This is a genomic window from Leptothrix toolikensis (SeqCode) (genome assembly GCF_057922285.1).
The window spans coordinates 38,616-64,063 of sequence record NZ_JBYSVC010000002.1; the positions used below are offsets into that span (position 1 = coordinate 38,616).

A 25,448-nucleotide genomic window follows, 5' to 3' on the forward strand; every position below is an offset into this window, starting at 1 on the left:
GATGGGCGAAGAAGCCTGAATCATAGGGGATGACCTGAAGCCAAGAAAAAGAGGTGGGCTCCTTTGTTTCAGGAACCCACCTCGATCAGGTGGTGCGAAAGCGCAAAAAGAAGCGCAGCAAACTCAGCGCGGCAGCGTGCTGGAGCCCATCAGGAACTCATCCACCGCCCGGGCCGCTTGGCGACCTTCGCGGATGGCCCACACCACCAAGGATTGACCCCGGCGCATGTCACCCGCAGCAAAGATCTTGGCCACGTTGGTGCGGTAGCCGATGGCGGCGTCCACACCAGCCTTGGCGTTGCCGCGAGCATCCTTCTCGACACCAAAGGCTTCGAGCACGGTCGCCACCGGGTTCACAAAGCCCATGGCCAGCAGCACCAAATCGGCTTGGTAGGTCTTCTCGGTGCCGGCGATCTCAACCAGCTTACCGTCCTTAAACTCGATGTGGACCGTCTTCAGGCCAGTGACCTTGCCGTGCTCACCGATGAATTCCTTGGTCGAGATGGCGAACTCGCGCACGCAACCTTCATCGTGACTCGACGAGGTGCGCAGCTTGAGCGGCCAGTATGGCCACGTCATCGGGCGGTTCTCTTCGACTGGCGGCTGCGGCATCACTTCAAACTGCGTGACGCTCACCGCGCCGTGACGGTTGCTGGTGCCGACACAGTCGGAGCCCGTGTCACCACCGCCAATGACGATGACATGCTTGCCATCGGCGCGGATCGCGTCCTTGACCTTGCCACCGTGGTTGACCTTGTTTTGCTGCGGCAGCAGTTCCATCGCGAAATGGATCCCGGCCAGATCCCGGCCCGGCACGGGCAAATCACGGCTTTGCTCGGAGCCGCCCGTCAGCAGCACGGCGTCAAAATCGGCCTTGAGCTGTTCGGCGCTGAGGGTTTCTTTGGCCCAGTTGGTCACCTTGGAGCCCTTGGGCAACTCACCCACCAAGACGTTGGTGCGGAAGACCACACCCTCAAGCTCCATCTGCTTGACGCGACGGTCGATGTGCAACTTATCCATCTTGAAGTCGGGGATGCCGTAACGCAGCAAGCCGCCCACACGGTCGTTCTTCTCGAACAGCGTCACCGCATGACCCGCACGGGCCAATTGCTGCGCAGCCGCCAAACCAGCGGGGCCACCGCCGACAATCGCCACCTTCTTGCCGGTCTTCACAGCTGCGGGCTGGGGCTTGACCCAACCCTCTTCCCACGCACGGTCGATGATCGCGTGCTCGATCGACTTGATGCCCACGGCGTCGCCGTTGACGTTGATCACGCACGCCGCTTCGCACGGTGCCGGACAGATGCGGCCGGTGAACTCGGGGAAGTTGTTGGTGCTGTGCAGCACCGTGATGGCGTTTTGCCAATCACCCCGATACACCAGATCGTTGAAGTCCGGAATGATGTTATTGACCGGGCAGCCGCTGTTGCAAAACGGCGTGCCGCAGTCCATGCAGCGCGCGCCCTGAATCTTCGCGTCATCGGCCTTGAGACCGATGACGAATTCTTTGTAGTTCTTCAGGCGCTTTTCGACCGGCTCGTAGCCCTCTTCGAGGCGCTCGTATTCCAGAAAACCTGTGACCTTACCCATGGTGTCGATTCCTTACTGAGCTTTTTGAGGACGGGGCCGATTACTTGGCAGCGGCGGCAACCGCCTTGCCGTCACCCTTGGTCTCGCCTTTGGCCTTGGCGATGGTGGCGTTGGCTGCTTTGGCGGCACCCATTTCACCGAGCGCACGCTTGTACTCGTTCGGGAAGACCTTGACGAACTTGGTGCGGGCTTCGCTCCAGTTGTCGAGGATGTCGCGAGCGCGCAAAGAGCCGGTCCAGCGGTGGTGATCCTGCAACAGCTTCTTGAGCAGGACTTCGTCGGTCTGGGCCTCAGCACCGATGCGGTGCCAGATGGCGCGATCCAAGCTCTTTTCTTGCTCGGCCGCGCTCAAAACCTTCTCCAACGCAACCTGCGCCGTATTGCAGCGGCTGGCGAAGGAAGCATCTTCGTCATAGACGTAGGCGATACCGCCCGACATACCGGCGGCAAAGTTGCGCCCCGTCTTACCCAACACCACGGCGGTGCCGCCGGTCATGTATTCACAACCGTGGTCGCCCGTGCCTTCCACCACCGCTGTGGCACCCGACAGACGCACTGCGAAACGCTCGCCCGCCACGCCACGGAAGAAGGCTTCACCGCTGGTCGCCCCGATCAACACGGTGTTGCCGACGATGATGTTGCGGATCGCGTCGCCCCGGAAGTCGATCGACGGACGCACCACGATGCGGCCACCCGACAAGCCCTTGCCGGTGTAGTCGTTGGCTTCACCGATCAGGTAGAAGGTGATGCCCTTGGCCAAGAAAGCGCCAAAGCTCTGACCGCCAGTGCCTTCCATCTGCACAAAGACGGTGTCGTCCGGCAGACCCTCTGGGTGGTGCTTGATCAGCTCGCCCGACAGCATGGCACCAACCGAGCGGTTGACGTTGCGGGCGTTCTCCATGAACTGGACCTTCTCGCCCTTCTCGATGGCCGCTTTGGCCTTCTCGATGAGCTTGATGTCCAGCGCCTTGCCCAGACCATGGTCTTGGGTGGACACATGCATACGCGGCACGTCAGCCGGCACCACCGGCTGATGGAACACCTTGCTGAAGTCCAGCCCCTTGGCCTTCCAGTGGCTGAGGGCCTTCTTGGTATCGAGCAAGTCAGCGCGGCCAATCAGGTCGTCAAACTTGGCAATACCCAGCTGCGCCATGATCTGGCGCGCTTCTTCGGCGACGAAGAAGAAGTAGTTGACGACATGCTCAGGCTTGCCGGTGAACTTTTGGCGCAGCACCGGATCTTGCGTGGCCACGCCCACCGGGCAGGTGTTGAGGTGGCACTTGCGCATCATGATGCAGCCTTCCACCACCAACGGGGCGGTGGCAAAACCGAACTCGTCGGCACCCAACAAGCCACCGATGACCACGTCACGGCCGGTCTTCATCTGACCATCGGCCTGCACACGCACCCGGCCGCGCAAGCGGTTCAGGACCAAGGTCTGCTGGGTTTCAGCCAGACCCAGTTCCCACGGTGTGCCGCAATGCTTGATCGACGACCACGGCGACGCGCCGGTACCGCCGTCATGCCCAGCGATCACGATGTGATCGGCCTTGCACTTGGTCACGCCCGCAGCGATGGTGCCCACACCCACTTCCGACACCAACTTGACGCTGATGCTGGCCGCAGGGTTGACATTCTTCAAATCGTGGATCAGCTGTGCCAAGTCCTCGATCGAGTAGATGTCATGGTGCGGCGGCGGAGAAATCAGGCCCACGCCCGGCACCGAGTGCCGCAGCTTGCCGATGTACTCTGAGACCTTGCCACCCGGGAGTTGTCCGCCTTCGCCTGGCTTGGCCCCTTGAGCCATCTTGATCTGGATCTGATCGGCCGAGACCAAGTAGCCGGTCGTGACGCCGAAGCGGCCTGAGGCGACTTGTTTGATCTTGGAGCGCAGCGAGTCACCCGCATTCATCGTGTAATCGGTCTCGATCACATCGGTGCCCACCACATCCGACACTTTGGTGCCCGCAGTGATGGGGATGCCCTTCAGCTCGTTGCGATAACGCGCCGGATCTTCACCGCCCTCACCCGTGTTCGACTTGCCGCCAATGCGGTTCATCGCCAAAGCCAAGGTCGAGTGCGCTTCCGTGCTGATCGAACCCAGCGACATGGCCCCGGTGGCAAAGCGCTTGACGATCTCGGCGGCCGATTCGACTTGCTCCAAGGGGATGGCCTTGCTCGGGTCCACCTTGAACTCGAACAAGCCGCGCAAAGTCACATGACGCTGACTTTGATCGTTGACGATCTGGGCGTATTCCTTGTAGGTCTCGAACTTGCCCGAGCGCGTGCTGTGCTGCAACTTGGCAATCGCGTCCGGCGTCCACATGTGCTCTTCACCACGGGTACGCCAAGCGTATTCACCGCCTGCGTCCAGCATCGTGTCGAGCACCGGATCGGTGCCAAAAGCGGCGCGGTGGTTGCGGATCGACTCTTCAGCCACTTGGAAGACGCCGATGCCTTCGACTTGGGTCGGCGTGCCTCGGAAATACTTGGCCACCAAGTCCTTGTTCAAGCCAATGGCTTCGAACAACTGCGCACCGCAGTAGGACATGTAGGTCGAGACGCCCATCTTCGACATGATCTTCGACAGACCCTTGCCGACCGCCTTGACGTAGTTGTAGATCGCCTTGTCAGCCGACAACGCACCGGGCAGTTCCTTGGCCATATCGGCCAAGGTTTCCAGCGCCAAGTACGGGTGTACCGCTTCAGCGCCGTAACCGGCCAGCACGCCAAAGTGATGCACTTCGCGCGCTGAGCCGGTCTCAACCACCAAGCCAGCCGTGGTCCGCAAGCCTTCACGCACCAAATGGTGGTGAATGGCCGACAGCGCCAGCAGCGCCGGGATGGCCACGTTGGCGCGGTCCATGGCACGGTCGCTGATGATCAAGATGTTGTGGCCGCTCTTGATGGCGTCCACGCTCTGCGCGCACAGCGAAGCCAGCTTGGCTTCCACACCTTCCGGGCCCCAAACCAGCGGGTAGGTGATGTCGAGCTCATGGGCCTTGAACTTGCCGCCCGTGTGCTTTTCGATGCCGCGCAGACGCGCCATGTCGTCAAAGTCCAGCACCGGCTGAGCCACTTCAAGACGCATCGGCGGGTTCACCGCGTTGATGTCCAGCAAGTTTGGCTTGGGGCCGATGAAGCTGTTGAGCGACATCACGATGGCTTCGCGGATCGGGTCGATCGGCGGGTTCGTCACCTGCGCAAACAACTGCTTGAAGTAGTTGTACAGCGGCTTGTTCTTGTCGGACAGCACCGCCAGCGGCGAATCATTGCCCATCGAACCAATGGCTTCTTCACCGTTGGCCGCCATCGGCGCCATCAAGAACTTGATGTCTTCCTGGGTGTAGCCAAAAGCTTGTTGGCGATCCAACAAGCTTTCGCTGTAGACGGTGGGCGTGACTTCGGCCGGGATCGCGTCAAGCTTGATGCGAACGTTCTCGATCCACTGGCGGTAAGGCTTGGCCGAGGCGAACTGATTCTTCAGCTCTTCGTCGTCCACGATCCGACCTTGTTCAAAGTCGATCAGGAACATCTTGCCCGGCTGCAAACGCCACTTGCGCACGATCTTGTTTTCAGCAATCGGCAGCACACCGGCTTCCGAAGCCATCACCACCAAGTCGTCGTCGGTGACGATGTAGCGTGCCGGACGCAAGCCGTTGCGGTCGAGCGTGGCACCGATTTGCTTGCCGTCGGTGAAAACCATCGCGGCTGGGCCGTCCCAAGGTTCGATCATGGCCGCGTGGTACTCGTAGAACGCACGCCGACGCTCGTCCATGGTGGTGTGCTGCTCCCAAGCTTCCGGGATCATCATCATCGCGGCGTGCGCCAGCGAGTAGCCCGACATGGTCAGCAGCTCAAGCGCGTTGTCGAAGGTCGCGGTGTCCGACTGGCCTTCAAAGCTGATCGGATAGAGCTTCTTCAAATCGTCGCCCAGCACCGGCGACTTCATCACGCCTTCGCGGGCACGCATCCAGTTGAAGTTGCCCTTGACGGTGTTGATTTCACCGTTGTGCGCCACCATCCGGTACGGGTGCGCCAGCGGCCACTCGGGGAAGGTGTTGGTCGAGAAGCGTTGATGCACCAAGGCCAAGGCCGAGACGGTGCGCGGGTCTTGCAAGTCTTTGTAGTACTTGCCGACTTGGTCCGCCAGCAGCAGGCCCTTATAGATGATGGTGCGGCAGCTCATGCTGGGCACGTAGTACTCGCGGCTGTGCGTCAGCTTCAAGGCTTGGATCGCAGCAGACGCGGTCTTGCGGATCACATACAGCTTGCGCTCCAGCGCATCGGGCACGATCACGTCAGCGCCACGACCGACGAAAACTTGGCGAATGATCGGCTCAGTCTTGCGTACCGTGGGCGACATCGGCATGTCAGCGTCCACCGGCACATCGCGCCAACCCAGCAGCACTTGGCCTTCGGCCTTGATGGCGCGTTCCATCTCTTGGACGCAAGCCAGACGTGAGGCATGTTCCTTGGGCAAAAAGATCATGCCCACGCCGTATTCACCCAGGGGCGGCAACACCACGCCTTGGGCGGCCATTTCGGCCCGGAAAAACTCATCCGGAATTTGAATCAGGATGCCGGCACCGTCGCCCATCAAGGCGTCCGCACCCACCGCGCCGCGATGATCGAGGTTTTCGAGGATCTTCAGACCCTGCTCGACGATGGCATGCGCTTTCTGGCCCTTGATGTGCGCCACGAAGCCGACGCCACAAGCGTCGTGTTCATTCGCGGGGTCGTACAACCCGCCTTGTGCAAGGGCTTCGATTTCGAGAGACGTCGCGGGCGAGAAGTCTTGCGGGGCAGAAAACCCCGAGGCGGCCTGATTCATGGCGCTCCTAGGAAACAAATGGAAATGGGTCGAAGGTTACTGCGATGCAGCAAAGGGATCAAGCACAATTAAATAGGGACAGACACTGATTTTATTTTTGATATTTAGTTTCAGAAGAAAACAGGGTCAGAACATCCGTTCGATCTGTTCGGCGTGGACGCCCTTGGGGACGTGGTGACAGCGGCCGCTGGGTGTATTGCGCCAATGAAGCAAGAAATGCACCCGACCCTTGGGGCCAACCGCGCATCACACTGTGCGTCAGACGATCCACCACCGTGGCAGGCAAAAGCTCTTCCAAGGCGCGTAACCAGACCGTTTGGCGCTCAAAGGGGGTGTTACCGAGGAGCCAGAAGGCGGATGCATCCAGCAACAGGGGATCACGGCTGCGTCCAAGATGGTGCGCAGCACTCGACCACGCCCAATCTGCGGCACCCAAACTCAACCCTGCTCGCACGGGCGCTTGCTCGATGTAGCGCATGGCGGTGAGCGTATCGGCTCCGCGATCCATGATCGTGGTCCGATAGCGTCCTTCCCACAAAGTCCCTGTGCGGCCATAGCGACGGTTGAAAGCCGTCACGTAACGCCGACCAATCACCTGCATCAACTGCCCCAGCGCTTCAGCCGTCGGTGGTGTGATGAGCAGATGCACTTCTCGGTCAAGCAACGCATAGGCATGCACCGCCATTTTCAAGGTGGCGGCACCCTCTTTCAAGGCGACAAGATAGGCTTTGCGATCTTCATCGTCATGAAAAACAGCTTGCCGATCATGTCCGCACTGAACCACATGGTGGGGCCAATCAGGGATCGACAGACGAGGCAAACGGGCCATGGGTCAAAAATGAAGGTAGCGTGAAGACGCCACCAAGCGTTCAAAAGTGTGGCATTGTGACGCAAGGAACGGAGCCCACCAAGTGGCCCGAAGTTATCCGTGGGATGTATCGAAAGGATGAGTTATGAAAGCCCCTAACGTTCTTGCAACTATCGGCAACACACCGCATATACGCATCAACCGATTGTTTGGTGCCACCACCCATGAGGTCTGGATCAAGTCGGAACGCAGCAACCCCGGCGGGTCGATCAAAGATCGCATCGCGGTCGCCATGATTGAAGATGCCGAAGCACGCGGCCTCTTGCGACAAGGCAACACCATTGTCGAACCCACCTCCGGCAACACCGGCATCGGTTTAGCGATGGTGGCCGCCGTCAAAGGCTACCCATTGATCTTGGTGATGCCCGACAGCATGAGCATTGAGCGCCGGCGTCTGATCGTGGCGTATGGTGCGCGCTTCATCCTGACGCCAAGGGAGAAAGGCATGCGCGGAGCCATTGAGCGAGCGGAAGAGCTGCTGGCCGCCACCCCGGGTGCGTGGATGCCACGTCAATTTGAAAACCCGGCCAATGTGGCCTGTCACCGCGACACGACCGCCCAAGAAATCTTGGCTGATTTCCCCGAAGGTCTAGACATCTTGGTGGCCGGCGTGGGCACCGGCGGACATCTGACTGGCTGCGCTGAAGCCCTTAAAGCGCGCTGGCCCAAGATGCGGGTCTACGCGGTCGAACCCACCGCTTCGCCAGTGATCAGTGGCGGCAAACCCGCCCCTCACCCCATCCAAGGCATCGGTGCCGGCTTCATTCCCAAGAACCTAAACACCCGTTTGCTTGACGAGGTGATCCGCGTCGATGCCGATGCCGCACGGGATATGGCACGGCGCTGCGCCAGCCAAGAAGGCATGCTGGTCGGCATCTCCAGCGGCGCAACATTGGCCGCCATTGCCCAGAAGTTATCGAGCTTTGAGCCCGGATCGCGCATCCTAGGCTTCAACTACGACACCGGCGAGCGCTACCTGACGGTCGAAGGCTTTTTGCCATCCGCCAACGGCACCTAAAAACTAAGCACTATGCGCCTGGATGACCTTGGCCACGAGCTCATCCGGGGCGGCGGCCACTTTGGCTTGGCCCAGCTTGTCGATCAGCACAAAGCGGATCTCTCCAGCTTCAGCCTTCTTGTCCACACGCATCAGCTCAAGATAGCGCGCAGACCCAAGCGCTGGGCCCACCACCGGCAACCCCACCCCTTCCACCAAGGTACGCAGGCGACCGACAAAGGTCGGCTCGATCAGGCCCAAACGAGCCGACAGATCAGCGGCCATCACCATGCCAACACCGACAGCCTCACCGTGCAACCATGCTCCGTAGCCCATACCCGCTTCGATGGCGTGACCAAAGGTGTGACCAAAGTTGAGGATCGCCCGCAGCCCGCCTTCGCGCTCGTCCGCCCCCACCACCGCCGCCTTGATCTCACACGACCGCCGCACCGCGTAGGCCAACGCGGTTTTGTCGCGTGCCATCAACTCGGTCTGATGCGCTTCCATCCACGCCATGAACGCGGCATCAAAGATCGGCCCGTACTTGATGATTTCGGCCAAACCGGCCGCGTATTCACGCGGTGCCAAAGTATCCAAAGTATCCAGATCACAGATGACGCGCTGCGGCTGATAGAACGCGCCGATCATGTTCTTGCCCAGCGGATGGTTGATGGCAGTTTTACCACCCACCGATGAGTCCACTTGAGCCAGCAGCGTGGTGGCAACCTGCACAAAAGGCACACCACGCATGTAGCACGACGCGGCAAAACCAGTCATGTCACCGATCACCCCACCACCCAAGGCAAAGAGCACCGTCTTACGATCACAGGCTTCGGCCAGCAGTCGGTCGTAGATCAGATTGAGTGTGGCGGCCTCTTTGTAAACCTCACCATCCGGCAACTCGATCACGAGCACCCGGCCGTAACGCGGGGCCAACTGGCGCGCCACGCGCTGGGCGTAGAGCGGTGCCACGGTGGTGTTGGTCACGATGAGCGCGGTGGCGCTGCGCGGCAGGCCATCCCAACTGTCCGCCGCGTCAAGCAAGCCGGTACCGATGTGGATGTCATAGCTGCGCTCACCCAGATCAAGGTGAACGATGTGTTTGCCGCTGGGCGAGTTGCCGGTCATCGCACCGGCCAGAGTCGAGGTATGCATGCCGCCAAGTTTAGCGGCTGGGTTGGTGAACCAACGAGCCTGTCACGCGCTGCGTTGACGCCCCACGCGGTGCGGATCGACCAAGCCCGCTAGTTCAAGTTGCATGCTGATCATGTTGACCAAGGTCGCCACAGAAGGGCGGCCGGTTTCAATGATGTAGTGCGCTACCTCGCGGTAGAGCGGGTCGCGCTGGCGAAACAGCTCTTGGAGCTTGCGCAACGGATCCGGCACTTGCAGTAAAGGCCGACTGGTGTCGTGCCGCAAGCGCCGAAACAACTCTTCGGGGGAGGCCCGCAGATACACCACGGTGGTGTGCTGCTTGAGTTCACGGCGGTTAACCTCTCGCAGCACCGCCCCGCCCCCTGTCGCCAAAACCTGCAAGGGACGCCGTACCAGATCGGCAATCACTTGCTGCTCGATTTCCCGAAAGGCCGCTTCACCCTCAAGATCAAAGTACGCCCGAATACTCATGCCAATGCGGCGCTCAATCTCCGCATCTGCATCCGTAAATCCATACCCCAACGACGCCGCCAACTGCCGCCCAGCCGTCGATTTACCCGCACCGGGTAAAGCGACGAGACTGATTGAGCGAGATAACACAGATGGCTTCACTTCGGAGAATTGACTGGCTTCATTACTGAATAATACCAATCGTAAATCGATGCACTGCTCCGCCCTTAGGCATGGCAATCATCAAATCCAAGGGGCCAGGCGCAAGCAAATCTTTGGCGCAATCACTCAGATCCGCAGTCACAATGTGCCGTGTTGGGGAGATTGTTTCTGGGATCGGTGACTGGTCGATCACAGCGGCAGCACCATTCGCCTTGGTGGTCAGGGTCAGTACCGCGCCAGCCGGGATGGGATTGCCACCGAGAGCATCTGCGGCAACATTCGAGTCACGTATGCATAACTGCTGCTGAACACGACATTGCCGCGCTGCACCCACCCCACCCATGGTAAAAACCAAGGGTACAAAAGGCGCATTGGTGCAATTACCCGCCGCATCGGCCTGGAAAAGTCGTGGTGGTCCGTCAGAGTCTGACAGAATGAAAACGCGCGAAGTTCGGACATACGTATTGCTATTCCAAACGGCATCTGGTGCCGCACCAATTACATACTCACCCGGATTCATGGTTTTATCTTCATTTTTATCTACAAAGATTTCACCAAGATCAAAGAAGTTCTCGCCAAGTGTGTACACATTATCGCCATTCAAATCATCAAATGATTCTTCACCCATGGCAAAAGCAGTCACCGTGATTCGCCCATTGAGTGGACGATAATTACTGCTGATAAATTTTACCGAGCAAACCCCAGAAAGTGTTTGGCAACTGGCAGGTATCACACTAGCACCTTCAGTCACCAAGCTGATGGCGGTGCCATCTGGCACTGGATTACCAAAACGGTCATTAAGCTGCAACCGCAGCAGCGACTCTGTACCATCTTTCAGAAGACCATCAACGTTGTATGGCGTCGCTGAGAAGCTCATACCTCGCTGAGTAGGTAATCCGGCATTGATTGCCAAAGCGTTAGAAACCGTGCTCAACCCGCCTGCCGAAGTTGCACGAACCCGAATAGGTGTGGGTATATTTTTAGCCTTGACCGATACCGTTGCCAAGCCACTAGCATCTGTTTTTGTGGAAGTGAAAGACAAAGAGGCCACATTAGCAATATCAAGAGCAAAGGCAACATCAGCACCACTGATAGGAGCACCGAAGATATCCCTCAGTCGGAATGAAACCACCGATGATTCCGGGCAACCGCTCCCAGATAAACAAATAGTTGGAGACGAAGTAGAAACGAATTCCAATACCTGTGCCACAGGTGCCTGAACAGTCAGATCAACCAAAGCTGTTTGGCTAGTACCAACGATGCTGGCATTCACTCGATCCGTCGAGGCGCACGCTTTATCTTGATACGTGATCGAAGCGGTTGTACCCGTCACAGTCACCGTTGCTGGGGACAAAATTGCTTTACCACCGCTGGCACATGTGGAAGAAAAAGCAACCGTTACAGGTGAACCGGACGAGGCGCCCACCACGTTGACACTGAGAACCGATGAACCATAAGCAGAGACAGTGACCGGGCTAGCACTCATGGCCCCCAAGCTAGTCGTCACTGACGATACAGTGAAGGCTGTCCGCGCACTAAGCACCGTCGTGCTACCCGGCACATCAGCCAAAGCAGTCACATAAGCAGCCCCAAGCGCCCCAGCCACAGGCTGAACCGAAGCCGAGGCATTCCCATTGGCATCCGTCTTGACAGTTAGCGGTGAAACCGTTGCCGACAGATTCGAGATAGCGAACGTGACGATCGTATTCACGATCGGATTACCACTCGCATCCTTCACCTGAGCCGTGACGGTACCTGGCGTCGAGGCGCTGATGGTATTGCTACCCATCGCCAAAACAACCGATCCGACATTGGAGGTCGTCACCGAACCCGTTCCACCTGTTGTAGTGGGCGTCGTCGTTGTACCGCCTGTGTTTGTCGAACCTCCGGTGTTGTAGAGACTATTGCCACTGCCCGTTGTGCCACCACCGCACGCCACGAGACCAAGGGATGCCACACAAAGCGTCAACCAAGCTGAAATTTTTGGGATACGCATAATCCACCCTCTCCATTCAGTTCAAACGACAGCGTCAATGCGCCGCCGCATTGCGGTCGGTGATGACTTTGGGCGTGAGGAAAATCAGCAACTCGGTCTTGTTGCTCACGCGCAACCGGCTCTTGAACAACTCACCCAAGTAAGGAATGTCGCCCAAGAAGGGCACCTTGCTGATTTGATCGCGCTCGGTCACTTCGAAAATACCGCCGATCACCACCGTACCGCCGTTTTCAACCAACACCTGCGTCTTGACGTGCTTGGTGTTGATGGCAAAACCGGCTGAGGTTTGTTGGCCCACGCTGTCCTTGTTCACATCCACATCCAAAATGATGTTGCCTTCGGGCGTGATCTGCGGGGTGACTTCTAGCTTGAGATTGGCTTTGCGGAACTGCACCGAAGTGGCACCGCTGGACGTGGCGGCCTGATAGGGCAGCTCGGTGCCTTGCTCAATCAACGCCTTGACCTGATCAGCGGTGATCACGCGGGGGCTGGAAACCACCTTGCCCTTGCTTTCGGCTTCTAAGGCCGACAGCTCAAGATTCAAGAAACGGTTGGCCGTGGCACTGAAGAGCGACAAAGCAAAGGTGCCCGCTGCTGAACCGCCAAAGTTGGCATTGGCCACATTGGCCGGCAAATTCACAAACTGCGTGTCGGCAAAAGTCGCGGAACTGTTGGGCTGCAAGGTCGTGGCCCCTACTGATGCGTAATTGCCGCCCACAGCCACCTGGGCATTACCCAGCAACTGCCAACCCGGCACCCCGCCACTGATACCGCGTGCATCTGAGGTTCCCAAACGAACCCCCAAGGAGCGACCGAAGCTGTCATCCGCCTCGACGATGCGCGCCTCAATCATGACTTGCCGCACCGGCACGTCAATTTTGGAGATGAGCTGGGTAATTTCTTCGAGTTTGCTTGAAATATCGGTCACGAAGAGCTGGTTGGTCCGGTGCTCTGAAATCACACTGCCGCGCGGCGACAAAATGCGCATCGCATTAGAGCTACCCGCGCCAGCGCCTGAACCGCCACCACCGCCCGAAGAACCCATCTGTTGCCCGATCAGCCCCTTGGCAACATCCTCTGACTTGGTGTAATTGAGCTGAAAGGCCTGAGTGCGTAGCGGCTCCAGCGCAGCCACCTGAGCCTTGGATTCCAGCTCCAGCTTTTCCTTGGCGGCCAGCTCATCCTTGGGTGCGACCAGCAGCACGTTGCCGCTCTTGCGCACCCCCAAGCCCTTGGCTTGCAGGATGATTTCCAACGCCTGATCCCACGGTACGTCCTTGAGGCGCAAGGTCACACTGCCTGTCACGGTATCGCTGGTCACCACGTTGAAGTTGGTGAAGTCAGCAATGACCTGCAACAGCGAGCGCACCTCGATGCTCTGGAAGTTCAACGACAACTTCTCGCCATTGAACCCAGCACCCGGGGTGAGCTTCTGGGCATCCACCTTGAGCGGACGAACTTCCAAAACAAACTGGGTGTCGGTCTGGTAGGCGCTGTGTTCCCACGCACCGCGCGGCTCGACCACCACACGCACACGCTCGCCCACTTGGCTCGACGACACGCTTTGCACCGGGGTGCCAAAGTCAGTCACATCAAGCTTACGGCGCAGGTTATCTGGCAACTTACTGCGCAAGAACTCCACCACCAAGCTCTGGCCTTGTTGGCGAATATCCACCCCCACTTGGGTGTTGGGCAACTCAACCACGACCCGACCGGCACCATCACGCCCACGTCGAAAATCGATATCACGCAACGGTAAAGACTGCCGATTGATGCTGTCAGCAAAGTGAATCGGCTCTGAATCTGAGGTCACCCCAGCTGGAGGCACTGCCAACTGCGCGGTTTGAACGGGTGTCGGGGGTGGCGGCGCCTGCCCGGCGGAAGCGGCAGCGACAGGTGTCGCAGCGGAGCCGGACTGCGCATCCAAGGTCACCAAGACGACCTTACCTTGCACTTCAGCGCGATAGCCCACCGATTGCTTGAGATTGAGCACCAAACGCGAACGGTCTTGCGATTGAGCAATCACAACCGAGCGTAGATTGCCTTGGTTCAGCTCATGACTGGTGCGGCCTGTCGCATTGGTCACGCCCGGCAAATCCACGGCTACACGTGCCGGAGTTTTGGTGGTAAATCCGCTCAAGGGCACTTGAATTTCAAGCGGATCGCTTAATTCAATGCGAACCACCTCCTTGCCACCTTGCACGGACGTACTGATCGATTGAATCGATACCTCGGCGTGAGCAACAAGCATGGGGGCGACCAGCAACGCTGCGGCCAACCAGTGCCGTGCGCGACGGATCACACCGAAGAAATTTTCGGCACAGTTCTCGGTGAGTTTCATCGACTCTTCTCCTGGGTCTGTTCTTGCAGCTGTAACGTGCTGGTGCGCTCAATCCACTCGCCGGCCGCATCTTGGACGACTTCGCGCAGCGCAATGTCCGTCTCGCTGATTCGGGTGATCCGGCCAAAATTCTGCCCAGCGTAATCACCCACTTTGACTTGGTACAGCAAGTTATCGGCCTTGAGCATGGCAAAGTATTGCCCATTGCGCATGATGCTACCCACCATATGCAGCCCATCCAAAGGATAGGACTCAAGGGGTTCCTTACGACGACTCATCTCGGAAGCCAGCAGTGAATTGGGCTGCCGGCTCTCTTGGCGAATGGCAAAAGCCAATTTCTGCGTACTGAAAGGCTCCACAGCACTCGACTGTGCATACGGTACCGGATCGAATTTGCGAGGCTTTTCAAGCGGCGAAACCTTGGGTTTGACATTCTTGCGCTGGGTGTCCATCCAGTCGTGTAACTCGGCGGTGGGGTCACCACAGGCGGCCAACAAGGCCAACAGCAGAGCACCGCTAGCAACGCGCATCCATGCTGCGAGCATCGACCGGCTTCGGCTTGCTTGACGCATCATTTGGTGGCTCCCGCAGGCTTGGCTGCATTGGCTCCTTGGTTGGCACTGGCAGCCGCTGCTGATTTACGACCCACGCCCACCTCGGAAGGATCTAGATAGCGATAAGTTCGCGCCGTAGCCTCCATGGTCAACTGCCCGGTTGGCGCTGCGGCTGCTCCCCCCCCCACACCCCCTGAAGCAACTTGGGTAGTGATCACCATGTTGTGCAAGGTCACGATACGGGACAGGTTGGCGATATCTGCAACAAAGGCACCAAAGTCATGAAAACGCCCACTCACACGCAGGGAAATGGGTAACTCAGCGTAGTACTCACGCATCAACGTTTGCCCAGGCCGGAACAATTCAAACTGCAAACCCCGCCCTAATCCGGCTTGGTTGATGTCGGAAAGCAAGGCATCCATTTCTGCTTTGGCTGGCAGTTGCCGCTCAAGCTGCGTCACGTACTCTTGAACCTCTAGTTTTTGCTTGCGCAAGGCGTCAAGGTTGATGGCCTCAGCCAGTTTTTTGTTGTACGTATCTTTGAGATCTGGTTCACGGGCGCTCTCAGCATCCAAATCGCTCATGGCTCCCGACACAACGACGAACCAAGCCACAAAGACCACAGCCACCGAGGCCGCAGCCCAAGCGGCGATCTTGGGCAGCATCGGCCACTGACCAGGCTCGTTGGGGTTGAGATTGGTAAATTGGGCCTTCGCTCGCTCGAAGGCACCTTCCAGATCAATGCGTGTTGCCATGGTCGTCCCTTTTATCGGCGCTAGCGTCCATCATCAAGAGGGCCGAACCGGGGCCGGGCCAGAAGCAGGCACAGCAGATGCCGGTGCCGATGGAATGGCTGACTTGGGTTTATCGAGCGGCCGCTTCAGATCGAATTTCATGGAAAAGTCGTACAAGCGTTTTTGTTCACGTGTCGAGGTGGTAATCAACGAGGCCTTGGTCTCCCCAAGCTCGGGCCGCTCCAGCCAAAGCGAGTTGTTGGCCACATTGCGCAGGAGCTCAGAGACCCGCTCATTGGTCTGTGCCACTCCCGTCACCACAATTTTTTGCCCATCTTGACGCAACGAATTGAGATACACGCCTTCCGGCATCTGTACAGCCAGCTCATTGAGCAAATGGACCGGCATGTTGCGGTCAATCTGGAAGTCGATCACCACTTTCTGGCGAGCTTTCAGACTTTCAATTTCGAGCTTCAAGGAAGCGATGTCATGAATCTGATCTTCGAGCTTTTTGATCTCGACGCTCAAAAATTCATTGCGCCCACGCTGCTGCGAAGTCAACTCAGCCAAAACCATCATCCAAGCGGCGGCGATGAGCACCCCGATCAGCGCAGCAACACCCAACCCGATAAAGAAAACCTGCTTGCGGCGTTTGCGCTTCTCCTCCCGATGGGGCAGTAGATTGATAAGAATCATTGTTTGAATCTCCGCAAAGCCAATCCGCAAGCCGTCAGATACGAGGGGGCCTCACGACGCATCTTGCTTTCACGCACCGCACTACCCACCGCCATGCCCTCGAAGGGATTGACGATTTTCGATTCAACACCTGTGCTCTCACGCACCTGATCGGTCAGACCAGGCAAGGTAGCCGTCCCACCCGCTAGCATCACGTAGTGGACACGGTGATGCGGCGTACTGGTATAAAAGTACTGAAGAGCTCGGCCAATCTCCTGCGCGATGATCTCCATGAACGGGAGCAACACATCTTGGTCGTAGCCTTCAGCGACATCCCCGGTGATCTTTTTCTGCTCAGCTTCCTCGAACGACCAGCTGTATTGCCGAGAAATCATCTGTGTCAGCTGCGACCCACCAAAGGCCTGCTCACGGTCGTACAGAATTTCTTCGTTTCTGAGCACTTTAAAGCCCGTCGTATCCGTACCAATTTCAAACAAGGCCACCAAAGAGTCCTGCCCTCTGTTGGGCAGAATTTCAATGACGCGGCTCATCGCCATCCGCGATGCATTGGACTCAATGTCAAGAACCACCGGCTTGAGGCTGGATGATTCAGCCAGACCTTGTCGATCTTCAACGCGATCTTTGCGTGCCGCTGCGATCATGACGTCCACATCACCGACAGCTTCGGAGCTGGGGCCAATGACACAAAAGTCCAAGCAGACCTCATCCAACGAAAACGGGATGTACTGATTGGCTTCTGACTCGACTTGAATCTCCAACTCGTCTTCCGTCAGTCCCCCAGGAAGGACAATCTTCTTGGTGATGACGGCCGACTGCGGCATGGCCATGGCCACGTACTTGGTCTTGGTACCGCTCTTGGTGACAACTCGCCTCACGGCCTCGGCCACTTCATCAAATTTTTCGATCTGACCGTCGGTGATCCAACCTTTACCGAGCGGCTCACTGGCGAAGCGCTCCACAGCGTACTCACCAGTGGGTGACATCGACAGTTCAACCAACTTAACGCTTGAAGTGCTGACGTCCAATCCGATCAGGGGTGGGTGCCGGCGGCCTAACAGACTATCAAGAATGCTCACGGGGTTCCCCTGCAGCAGGCACTGTCTGCTTCGGACTGTTAATAATTCATTTCAATCCTAGCAACAAAGCCCAACAGACACAAAGACTTTCTGGCGCTGACGTTCCCTCACATGTTGCAACGAGGATACGTCAGGGGCTGATCTAAACGGTCACGCAAGAGCCGAATTCTCGCGCTTCATTTAGGGGCGCAACCCTATCACATCCGTTGCACAACCCACCACCACAGTCTGCCTGTGATGAGGGCTTCCTATAATCCCCTGAACCAATGATGCCAGCCCCATTCCTTCATGCGCGCAACTGATTCCCACGCTTCACCGACCGCCCACAGGCCAGAACCATGGGCCCGGCGAGTCAAGCGGGGGGTCTTGTTGGTCTTGGGACTGATCACAGCCGGTGCCTTGGCCATCGGCCTGCTCGTCGGTATCGCCCTAGCTGCCGCCTACCCCAATCTGCCTGAAATCAAAAGCTTGGTGGACTACCACCCGAAGCTGCCGATGCGCATCTATTCAGCGGATGGTGTGCTGTTGGGTGAGTTCGGTGAGGAAAGACGCAGTTATTTGCCGATTGCCGAAATCCCCAAAGTCATGCAAAACGCCGTCTTAGCGATTGAAGACTCGCGTTTTTACCAACACGGCGGGGTGGACTATGTCGGCGTGTTGCGCGCTGGCCTCGAAAACCTGCGAGAAGCCCGCAGCCAAGGTGCCTCGACCATCACGATGCAGGTGGCGCGCAATTTCTATCTTTCCTCGGAAAAGACCTTCACACGCAAGATCTACGAGATTCTGCTGTCACTCAAGATCGAGAGCATGTTGAGCAAGGAGAAAATCCTTGAGGTCTACATGAACCAAATTTTCTTGGGTCAACGGGCCTATGGCTTCGCCGCCGCCAGTGAGATCTACTTTGGTAAGCCACTGAAAGACATCACCATCGCCGAAGCGGCCATGCTGGCTGGACTCCCCAAAGCACCATCGGCCTACAACCCCATCTCCAACCCCAAGCGAGCCGAACAACGCCAGCGACACATCATTGAGCGCATGTATGAAAACGGTTTCATCACCAACGCACAACGAGAAGCAGCTCAGGCCCAAGAATTAAAGACCCGCACGGTTCAGGAAGTCCCGGTGCATGCGGAATACGTCGCCGAAACCGTGCGCCAGCTGGTGTTTAGTCAATACGGCAATGCGACTTACACCCGAGGTTTGAACGTTTACACCTCCGTGTTGTCGGGTGATCAAGCCACCGCCTATCGCGCTCTACGTCGCAGTATTCTTGAGTACGAACGGCGGCAGTATTTCAGAGGGCCAGAAGCCCATGTCGAGCTACCACGCGACCCCAAAGCGCTTGACGCTCGGATTGCTGAGGCCTTGGAAGACCACCCTGACAATGGCGAGTTGCAAGCCGCCGTGGTTCTAGAAGCCAGCGCACGCAAGGTGATGGCGGTTTTGCAAAATGGAGAAACCGTCACCATCACAGGCGATGGTCTGAAGCCAGTGGCCTCGGGTTTGGCTGACAAAGCCGCACCCAACATCCAGATTAGACGCGGTTCGGTGGTTCGGGTGCTCAAAGGCCCCAAGGGGGACTGGACCATCACCCAACAACCCGAAGTCGAAGGCTGCTTCGTGTCCATGGAGCCAAACACAGGCGATATTCGTGCGCTGGTGGGTGGCTTTGACTACAACAAGAACAAGTTCAACCATGTGCTTCAAGCGTGGCGTCAACCTGGCTCCAGCTTCAAGCCCTTCATCTACTCGGCAGCGCTTGAAAAAGGCTTTACCCCCTCGACCGTGGTCAACGATGCACCGTTGTTTTTTGACGCAGGTGCCACCGGCAGCCAACCATGGGAGCCCAAAAACTACGATGGCAAGTTTGAAGGGCCCATGCCTCTGCGCAAGGGGTTGGCCAAGTCGAAAAACATGATTTCGATCCGGATTCTCAACGCTATTGGCCCCAAGTACGCCCAGGGTTGGGCCAGTCATTTCGGCTTTGATCCAGAGAAACATCCGGCCTACTTGACCATGGCGTTGGGCGCAGGTTCGGTCACACCGATGCAAATGGCCGTGGCGTATTCCGTCTTTGCCAATGGCGGCTACCGGGTCAACCCCACGCTGATCACCCGCATCACCGATGCAGCCGGCAAGCTGATCATGCAAACCAAGCCGCGCACGCTGGATGATTCCATGCGAGCTATTGAGCCACGCAACGCTTTCTTGATGACCAGTCTCTTGCAAGAAGTCACCCGCAGCGGCACTGCGGCGCGAGCCCAAGCCATGCTCAAACGACCCGATCTGTACGGCAAAACCGGCACCACCAACGACTCAATGGATGCGTGGTTCGCCGGCTACAACCCCAGTTTGACGGCAGTGGTCTGGATCGGCTACGACACGCCCAAGAAGTTGGGCGATAAGGAAACCGGCGGCGGACTGGCCTTGCCGGTGTGGATAGACTACATGGGCTACGCGCTGCGCAGCACGCCGATCCGTGAGCCGGCACCACCCGAGGGCATCGTCAACATCGGCAACGAGTGGTACTTCGAGGAGTTCACCCACAACAGCCATACCCCCTCGACCGAAGAAAGCAAGGCGGCCGACAGCCCCGGTATTCCTGACGTCCCGCCCCCCGAAGAGCGCAAGGGCTTGCTGGATCTCTTCAAGGCCAATTGACCTTGGCACAACAGAGCTCTAGGCCCGCCTGACGGCTGGCCTGCTGGGAAAACTCCGTAAAAAATTCGGCCCCACTACGGGTGTCGCACCACTGGCCTTCGATGTATTTGTAATGCGAACCACCCGCCTTGGCCGCCATCCAAAGCTCATGCAAGGGCGGCTGCGTGTTCAGGATGATCTTGCTGCCATTCGGGAAAGTCAGCTCCAGCAACCCGCCGGTGCGATGGGTGTCGATGTCGATCACATCGGCTTCCAGCCATGCGTCGATGGTGGCCTCGATATGCGCCAGCGTCTTGGCCGATAACGCTAGGTATTCAGCGTCACTGAGATTTGTCGTCATGTTCATCCTCGATAATTCAGCCATGTCTATTCGATTCAGTGTATCCAGCCGAGGGCTGGCCGTGCTTGGCGGGCTTGCATGCCTGACTGTGCTTCTCCCTAACTTGGCAGGCTGCGGCCAAAAAGGTCCGCTTATGCTGCCCGCTAGCGTCAAGGTGGCCCCCAGCATGGTCGCTCCAGCGATACACGCCAGCTCTGCGCCCACCGCCGCGACGGAGGTCCATTGATGTTGCCCGGTGCGCCCTTTCTCCAACGCGATGCCGCAGGGGGCCTGCGCCTCGAAGCCATCGAACTTAACGAGCTGGCCAGCCGCTTTGGCACGCCTTTGTATGTTTACTCGCGCAGTGCCATGCAAGCTGCTGTGGCCGCCTACCAACGCGCCTTGGTCGGGCGTCAGCACCTGATCTGCTACGCCATGAAAGCCAATGCCAACTTGGCGGTGTTGCAAACCTTCGCCCAAGCCGGCTGTGGTTTCGACATCGTCTCAGGCGGCGAATTGGCCCGTGTGCTAGCAGCAGGCGGCTCAGCCGACAAGGTGGTTTTTTCGGGTGTGGGCAAGACCCGCACCGAGATGGCCCAAGCCTTGGAAGCCGGGGTGCGCTGCTTCAACGTTGAGAGCATTCCTGAGTTGGCTGTGCTGGACGACGTCGCCCGCGCGCATGGCGTGCGTGCGCCCATCAGCTTGCGCGTCAACCCAGACGTGGACCCGAAGACGCACCCCTACATCTCCACCGGCCTGAAGGGCAACAAGTTCGGCATCGCCCACAGCGAAGCTCTGGTCACGTATCAGCGGGCTGCTGAACTGCAAAACTTGCATATCACGGGTATCGACTGCCACATTGGCTCGCAGATCACCGAGGTCTCCCCCTACCAAGACGCCCTAGACCGGGTCTTGGATCTGGTTGAAGCGCTCGAAGCGCAGGGCCTCTCGATCCATCATCTCGATTTGGGTGGTGGCTTGGGTATCACCTACACCGATGAAACCCCGCCCACGCCTGAGCAACTGCTGGCGCCCTTGCTGGCGCGGATCGATGCGCGCGGCCACAGCCAGCGTGAGATCGTGCTGGAGCCGGGGCGCTCACTTGTGGGCAACGCTGGTGTGCTGCTCACCGAAGTACTGTTCCTCAAGCCCGGTGAGCAAAAGAGCTTCTGCATCGTCGATGCCGGCATGAACGACTTGATGCGCCCCGCCATGTACGAAGCCACCATGGGCATCGTGGCGTGCAAGAGCCGCGCCGAGGATGAAATCCCCACGCGGACATGGGACGTTGTGGGCCCGGTCTGCGAATCAGGCGACTGGCTGGGACGAGACCGCGACTTGGCCGTGGCCCCCGGAGATCGTCTGGCGGTCTTGTCCGCTGGCGCTTACGGCATGAGCATGGCCAGCAACTACAACGCCCGAGGCCGCGCCGCTGAGGTCATGGTCGAAGGCGATCAAGCACGCCTGGTTCGTGAACGCGAATCAGTCACCGAGCTGTATCGCCTCGAAAAGCGCTGGGACTGAAACCCAACGGTCCTCAGCACACCACTCAGCACACCACTTAGCGCACCACTCAGCGCATCACCAAATCGACATCCCGGTACAAGGCTTGGGCCTGCGTGCCGGTGTTGTCGCTGTCGGTCATGATCGCCAAGCCAATCAACCGGCCGGGCTCTTCGCCAAACACTCGGCGGTAATCGGCCGCCACATCGCGCTCGTAGCTGAGCCAGCGACCCAAGCGGGCCGTGCCACTCTCCACCACCAAATCGCGCACCCGATCAGTACGTGGATTGACGATCACGCTGTCCGCTGCTGCTTTGTGATCCCAGACATACATCAAGGTGGCATAAGGCGGACGCTCGCCCGACATCAGCTCAGCGATGTCGAACAGCGCTTGGTTGCGCATCGACAGCTTGGCATGGTCACCATCAAAGGCGAGGATGACACGCACAGAGGCATCTTCTAAATCCGACTGACTCACGTCAGCCAACGGGTTGGCTTGATCGAGACGCCAAGAAAAGCGCACCTTGGCTTGATCACAGGGATCCATTTTCACAGGACGGCGCAACATGCTGGCCGACTTATCCGCTTTGGCTTCAATGACGCGCACGCCGTTCTGATCCATCCAGCGATAGCTGGTGGGCCGCTTACCCGGCAACGTCACAGGCACCCAAGCCTGCTCCGCCCCTGTTGAAGTCGCAGTAGGCACGAATGAAGCCTGGTGAGCACAGCCCACCAATAGCGACAAGCACGCGATGGATATCCATCCCAAACGCCGAAACATCATTTGAAAAACCCATGAAAAAACCCTGCCGCAAGCGGCAGGGTTTCGACAAGACAAAAAACTGTCGCGTCAGGACTTAGAACGAATGCGCCACGCCGAAGCCGACATCGGTCTTGTCAGCAGCGCTGTTGCCGTTCTTGTAGGTGCCGTAGTTGCCATACAGCGAAGTACGAGCGCTCAGCTTGTGCTGGTAACCCAAGCCCAAGATGGACACGTTCGACGGCACGGTTGCACCGCCAAGAAGGTCGACATAGCCGGCTTCAGCCGCTGTACCGATATGCGCCCAAACCGAACCCGAAGTGCCCACCGAGGTACGCACACCGACCAAGTAAGCACTGGTCTTGGTAGTAGTAACACCCGCAGTCACAGCAGCAGCCGACAAAGCAGCACGGACTTGACCGTTTTCGAAGTTAGCAAACAACTTGGTGCCGCCGAGATCAAGCGAAGCGCTCAAGAGCACCAAATCCTTGTCCTTGCCCACACCACGATCCACTGCGGTGCGCACATCGACCGGACCCACCACATACTTCAGGCCAAACGTATGACCATGCTGTGCAGCCTCACCAATCGTATTGGCCGCCGGAGCTGCGCCAGTAGGAGTCGTCAGTGTTTCAGGGAAAACCACATCCAACGAAGCCGACAGACCACCGATGCTCGGGCTGTTGTACTGAACGGTGTTACGCGAGAACACATGGGCACAGCTGTTGTTTTTAGCTGCGTCAATCGTGCCAGCGGCTGCGCCAGCAGTACCCGGATCGCAAGCGTCAAACGCCAAAACCTTGTAGGCATTCGAGTTGGTGCCGCCCTTGGTGCCGTTAGGCGCTTGGTGGCTCTTGAAGGTGGTGGTAAACACATTACCGACATCCACCGAACCGAACCCACCGCTCAAGCCCACCCACGAACCGAAGTTACCCCAACCTGTACCGCCAGACGGAGCCACGGAGTCACCGTTGTCAGCTTGGAATTCATGCGACAGGGTGAAGCCCGCCTTCAGGCCGCCGCCCAAGTCTTCCACACCCTTGAAGGTGAGGTTGCTGGTCGCCATCTTGCTGGCTGCCATTTGCAAAGCGGTGCCGGTTGTCTTTTCCAGACCCACGTCGATCACGCCCGAAATGGTCACAGAGGATTGGGCCGAGGCGGCTCCAGCGATAGCGGACAGCGCAGCAAGAGCGAGCAAAGACTTTTTCATGGAATGATCTCCTAGGTTGAACAAGGGTTCAGGCAGGCTTTATTTACCCACATGGGCAGGCTTGACTGAACCGGTTTCTCTTGAAGAAACTGGCGCAATTCCACCAGAGCGCCCCAAAATTGCAAAGTCAATTGAGAAAAATCGCACAAAATCGTTGTTGATTTGCAACAAAGTGGCGACTACGCATTGATTTCATGACAAATCAATGACAAGCAATCCCGGGTTTTCCCACCCAAAATCTTGCCTTCTTCTTACATCATGCAAGCCCACCTCAACACCCGCTCAAGCCATCCATGTCAACCGCAGCTCTCCAGCACCGACCGCTTCTTGGAACTCGTCGATCAAAGCCTGCGGACCGTTTGGGCTCGCCCGCAGGCTGAGCGTGAAGTGCCAGCGCCGGTGCAGCCAGATGAAGCACTGAGCCCCGCCCAGCGTAAGGAGTCGGCCGCGCTGATGCGCGTCAACCATGTCGGCGAGATCTGCGCTCAGGCGCTTTACACCGCTCAAGCCTTCAGCACCCGCGACGAGAAACTGCGCGAACACCTGCGCAAAGCGGCTCAAGAAGAAACCGATCATCTGGCTTGGACCGAAAACCGCGTCCACGCTCTGGGCGGACGAACCTCGCTGCTCAATCCCCTCTGGTACGGCGGTGCCTTGGCGATTGGCCTGATGGCGGGCCGCTTGGGTGATCGCACCAGCCTCGGCTTTGTGATCGAAACCGAAAACCAAGTCGAACAACACCTCAACAGCCACCTAGAGCGCCTGCCCGCCCCCGACGGCACATCGCGCGCCATCGTGCGTCAGATGCGCGACGATGAAATCGCCCATGCCAAGGCCGCTGAAGCCGCTGGCGGCGTGCCCTTACCGACCCCCGTGCGCTGGCTGATGAAGGCGGCGGCCAAAGTCATGACCACCACCGCCCACCGCATCTGAGCTGCCGTCAGGCAGCCTTGATCTCAACACTGCTGGTGATCGACGCCGTCTTGGCCAGCATCGCCGTGGCTGAGCAGTACTTGTCGAAAGACATCTGCACGGCGCGCTCCACCGGCCCGGCACTCAAGTTGTGGCCGGTCACCACAAAGTGCAGGTTGATGCTTGTAAAGACCTTGGGCTCGGTCTCGGCCCGCTCGGCCTGAACCTTGACTTGGCAACCCGTCACGGCGTGGCGGCCGCGCTTCAAGATCAACACCACGTCATAAGCCGTACACGCCCCAGCGCCAGCCAGCAGGGTTTCCATCGGACGAGGGGCCAAGTTGCGCCCGCCACCATCCGGGGCGCCATCCATGGTCAGCAGATGACCGCTGCCCGTTTCAGCGGAGAAAGCCATGCCGGAAGCCGGCATCCAGTTGATCGTGCATTCCATGAAGAAGTGTCCTTATCGCTTGAAAATCGAGGCCCGCATTGTGCCGGTCTCAGCCCCCAAGTCGGGGATGCCATGGAGATGCAAGTTACGTTGCAGTGCAGCAATAGCTCATCTACAATCAATCGCATAGAGCTGCCATCGGCATGCTCTGCTCCTTGTCTCCTCCACCCTCCTCAAAA

The 25,448-nt window shown here is 58.3% G+C and carries 19 protein-coding genes; 4 read left to right on the top strand and 15 right to left on the bottom strand.

Going from position 1 to position 25,448, the window contains the following annotated elements; genetic code table 11:
• Positions 1–123 precede the first annotated feature (123 nt).
• The 3 genes from AC3VI7_RS00625 to AC3VI7_RS00635 form a co-directional block, all read right to left on the bottom strand.
• Positions 124–1,590, bottom strand: coding sequence for a glutamate synthase subunit beta (locus AC3VI7_RS00625; RefSeq protein ID WP_489668159.1), 1,467 nt, complete (start codon positions 1,588–1,590; stop codon positions 124–126).
• A gap of 40 nt (positions 1,591–1,630) precedes the next feature.
• Positions 1,631–6,424 carry a glutamate synthase-related protein gene (locus tag AC3VI7_RS00630; RefSeq protein WP_489668160.1) on the bottom strand — a complete coding sequence of 1,598 codons (4,794 nt, stop codon included), beginning with the start codon at positions 6,422–6,424 and terminating at the stop codon, positions 1,631–1,633.
• A 91-nt stretch (positions 6,425–6,515) separates the two neighbouring features.
• Complete coding sequence (locus AC3VI7_RS00635; protein ID WP_489668161.1) at positions 6,516–7,253, bottom strand: transposase; 738 nt, start codon at positions 7,251–7,253, stop codon at positions 6,516–6,518.
• Between the two features lie 124 nt (positions 7,254–7,377).
• Between AC3VI7_RS00635 and cysK the strand changes: the two genes are divergently transcribed.
• Positions 7,378–8,310, top strand: coding sequence for a cysteine synthase A (gene cysK, locus AC3VI7_RS00640; protein WP_489668162.1), 933 nt, complete (start codon positions 7,378–7,380; stop codon positions 8,308–8,310).
• Positions 8,311–8,313: 3 nt separating this feature from the next.
• Here the strand turns inward: cysK and aroB are convergent, their stop codons facing one another.
• From aroB to AC3VI7_RS00680, 8 genes are all read right to left on the bottom strand, one after another.
• Positions 8,314–9,417: a 3-dehydroquinate synthase gene (gene aroB / locus AC3VI7_RS00645; protein WP_489668212.1), complete on the bottom strand. Its 1,104-nt coding sequence runs from the start codon at positions 9,415–9,417 to the stop codon at positions 8,314–8,316.
• 69 nt (positions 9,418–9,486) lie between these two features.
• Positions 9,487–10,044 (bottom strand): shikimate kinase, encoded by a 558-nt coding sequence (locus tag AC3VI7_RS00650; RefSeq protein WP_489668163.1) that lies wholly within the window; start codon positions 10,042–10,044, stop codon positions 9,487–9,489.
• Positions 10,045–10,078: 34 nt separating this feature from the next.
• Positions 10,079–11,845 (bottom strand): Ig-like domain-containing protein, encoded by a 1,767-nt coding sequence (locus tag AC3VI7_RS00655; protein WP_489668164.1) that lies wholly within the window; start codon positions 11,843–11,845, stop codon positions 10,079–10,081.
• 241 nt (positions 11,846–12,086) lie between these two features.
• Positions 12,087–14,393 carry a type IV pilus secretin PilQ gene (locus AC3VI7_RS00660; RefSeq protein ID WP_489668165.1) on the bottom strand — a complete coding sequence of 769 codons (2,307 nt, stop codon included), beginning with the start codon at positions 14,391–14,393 and terminating at the stop codon, positions 12,087–12,089.
• Positions 14,390–14,938 carry a pilus assembly protein PilP gene (locus AC3VI7_RS00665; RefSeq protein ID WP_489668166.1) on the bottom strand — a complete coding sequence of 183 codons (549 nt, stop codon included), beginning with the start codon at positions 14,936–14,938 and terminating at the stop codon, positions 14,390–14,392. Before AC3VI7_RS00665 ends, AC3VI7_RS00660 begins: the two co-directional genes overlap by 4 nt.
• A 26-nt stretch (positions 14,939–14,964) precedes the next feature.
• Positions 14,965–15,702 (bottom strand): type IV pilus inner membrane component PilO, encoded by a 738-nt coding sequence (locus AC3VI7_RS00670; RefSeq protein WP_489668167.1) that lies wholly within the window; start codon positions 15,700–15,702, stop codon positions 14,965–14,967.
• Between the two features lie 33 nt (positions 15,703–15,735).
• On the bottom strand, positions 15,736–16,377 hold the full coding sequence (locus AC3VI7_RS00675) for a PilN domain-containing protein (protein ID WP_489668168.1): 642 nt from the start codon (positions 16,375–16,377) through the stop codon (positions 15,736–15,738).
• Complete coding sequence (locus tag AC3VI7_RS00680) at positions 16,374–17,453, bottom strand: pilus assembly protein PilM (protein WP_489668169.1); 1,080 nt, start codon at positions 17,451–17,453, stop codon at positions 16,374–16,376. Before AC3VI7_RS00680 ends, AC3VI7_RS00675 begins: the two co-directional genes overlap by 4 nt.
• Positions 17,454–17,741: 288 nt before the next feature.
• Here AC3VI7_RS00680 and AC3VI7_RS00685 point away from each other — a divergent pair, with 288 nt between their 5' ends.
• The gene (locus AC3VI7_RS00685) at positions 17,742–20,114 is read left to right on the top strand and encodes a penicillin-binding protein 1A (RefSeq protein ID WP_489668170.1); all 2,373 of its coding nucleotides are present in this window, start codon (positions 17,742–17,744) and stop codon (positions 20,112–20,114) included.
• Here AC3VI7_RS00685 and cyaY read toward each other — a convergent pair.
• Positions 20,101–20,454 (bottom strand): iron donor protein CyaY, encoded by a 354-nt coding sequence (gene cyaY, locus AC3VI7_RS00690; protein ID WP_489668171.1) that lies wholly within the window; start codon positions 20,452–20,454, stop codon positions 20,101–20,103. The two genes, AC3VI7_RS00685 and cyaY, sit on opposite strands and share 14 nt — an antisense overlap.
• A gap of 222 nt (positions 20,455–20,676) precedes the next feature.
• On the opposite strand from cyaY, the gene lysA reads away from it, so the two are divergent.
• Entirely contained in the window at positions 20,677–21,957 is a 1,281-nt protein-coding gene (gene lysA / locus AC3VI7_RS00695) for a diaminopimelate decarboxylase (protein WP_489668172.1), read from the top strand.
• 49 nt (positions 21,958–22,006) lie between these two features.
• Here the strand turns inward: lysA and AC3VI7_RS00700 are convergent, their stop codons facing one another.
• Together AC3VI7_RS00700 and AC3VI7_RS00705 are read right to left on the bottom strand one after the other, a co-directional pair.
• Positions 22,007–22,642 (bottom strand): DUF3047 domain-containing protein, encoded by a 636-nt coding sequence (locus AC3VI7_RS00700; protein WP_489668173.1) that lies wholly within the window; start codon positions 22,640–22,642, stop codon positions 22,007–22,009.
• A gap of 151 nt (positions 22,643–22,793) precedes the next feature.
• On the bottom strand, positions 22,794–23,906 hold the full coding sequence (locus AC3VI7_RS00705) for a porin (protein WP_489668174.1): 1,113 nt from the start codon (positions 23,904–23,906) through the stop codon (positions 22,794–22,796).
• 258 nt (positions 23,907–24,164) lie between these two features.
• Here AC3VI7_RS00705 and coq7 point away from each other — a divergent pair, with 258 nt between their 5' ends.
• Positions 24,165–24,839: a 2-polyprenyl-3-methyl-6-methoxy-1,4-benzoquinone monooxygenase gene (coq7, locus tag AC3VI7_RS00710; RefSeq protein WP_489668175.1), complete on the top strand. Its 675-nt coding sequence runs from the start codon at positions 24,165–24,167 to the stop codon at positions 24,837–24,839.
• Between the two features lie 7 nt (positions 24,840–24,846).
• Here coq7 and AC3VI7_RS00715 read toward each other — a convergent pair whose 3' ends face one another.
• Positions 24,847–25,269 carry an OsmC family protein gene (locus AC3VI7_RS00715; protein ID WP_489668176.1) on the bottom strand — a complete coding sequence of 141 codons (423 nt, stop codon included), beginning with the start codon at positions 25,267–25,269 and terminating at the stop codon, positions 24,847–24,849.
• Positions 25,270–25,448: the final 179 nt, after the last annotated feature.

What these genes read in the sequence shown, in the direction of transcription:
- AC3VI7_RS00625 (WP_489668159.1), bottom strand. Translation starts at nt 1,590, where the DNA reads ATGGGTAAGGTCACAGGTTTTCTGGAATACGAGCGCCTCGAAGAGGGC.
- AC3VI7_RS00630 (WP_489668160.1), bottom strand. Translation starts at nt 6,424, where the DNA reads ATGAATCAGGCCGCCTCGGGGTTTTCTGCCCCGCAAGACTTCTCGCCC.
- AC3VI7_RS00635 (WP_489668161.1), bottom strand. Translation starts at nt 7,253, where the DNA reads ATGGCCCGTTTGCCTCGTCTGTCGATCCCTGATTGGCCCCACCATGTG.
- cysK (WP_489668162.1), top strand. Translation starts at nt 7,378, where the DNA reads ATGAAAGCCCCTAACGTTCTTGCAACTATCGGCAACACACCGCATATA.
- aroB (WP_489668212.1), bottom strand. Translation starts at nt 9,417, where the DNA reads ATGACCGGCAACTCGCCCAGCGGCAAACACATCGTTCACCTTGATCTG.
- AC3VI7_RS00655 (WP_489668164.1), bottom strand. Translation starts at nt 11,845, where the DNA reads ATGGGTAGCAATACCATCAGCGCCTCGACGCCAGGTACCGTCACGGCT.
- AC3VI7_RS00660 (WP_489668165.1), bottom strand. Translation starts at nt 14,393, where the DNA reads ATGAAACTCACCGAGAACTGTGCCGAAAATTTCTTCGGTGTGATCCGT.
- AC3VI7_RS00665 (WP_489668166.1), bottom strand. Translation starts at nt 14,938, where the DNA reads ATGCTCGCAGCATGGATGCGCGTTGCTAGCGGTGCTCTGCTGTTGGCC.
- AC3VI7_RS00670 (WP_489668167.1), bottom strand. Translation starts at nt 15,702, where the DNA reads ATGGCAACACGCATTGATCTGGAAGGTGCCTTCGAGCGAGCGAAGGCC.
- AC3VI7_RS00675 (WP_489668168.1), bottom strand. Translation starts at nt 16,377, where the DNA reads ATGATTCTTATCAATCTACTGCCCCATCGGGAGGAGAAGCGCAAACGC.
- AC3VI7_RS00685 (WP_489668170.1), top strand. Translation starts at nt 17,742, where the DNA reads ATGCGCGCAACTGATTCCCACGCTTCACCGACCGCCCACAGGCCAGAA.
- cyaY (WP_489668171.1), bottom strand. Translation starts at nt 20,454, where the DNA reads ATGACGACAAATCTCAGTGACGCTGAATACCTAGCGTTATCGGCCAAG.
- AC3VI7_RS00705 (WP_489668174.1), bottom strand. Translation starts at nt 23,906, where the DNA reads ATGAAAAAGTCTTTGCTCGCTCTTGCTGCGCTGTCCGCTATCGCTGGA.
- coq7 (WP_489668175.1), top strand. Translation starts at nt 24,165, where the DNA reads ATGCAAGCCCACCTCAACACCCGCTCAAGCCATCCATGTCAACCGCAG.
- AC3VI7_RS00715 (WP_489668176.1), bottom strand. Translation starts at nt 25,269, where the DNA reads ATGGAATGCACGATCAACTGGATGCCGGCTTCCGGCATGGCTTTCTCC.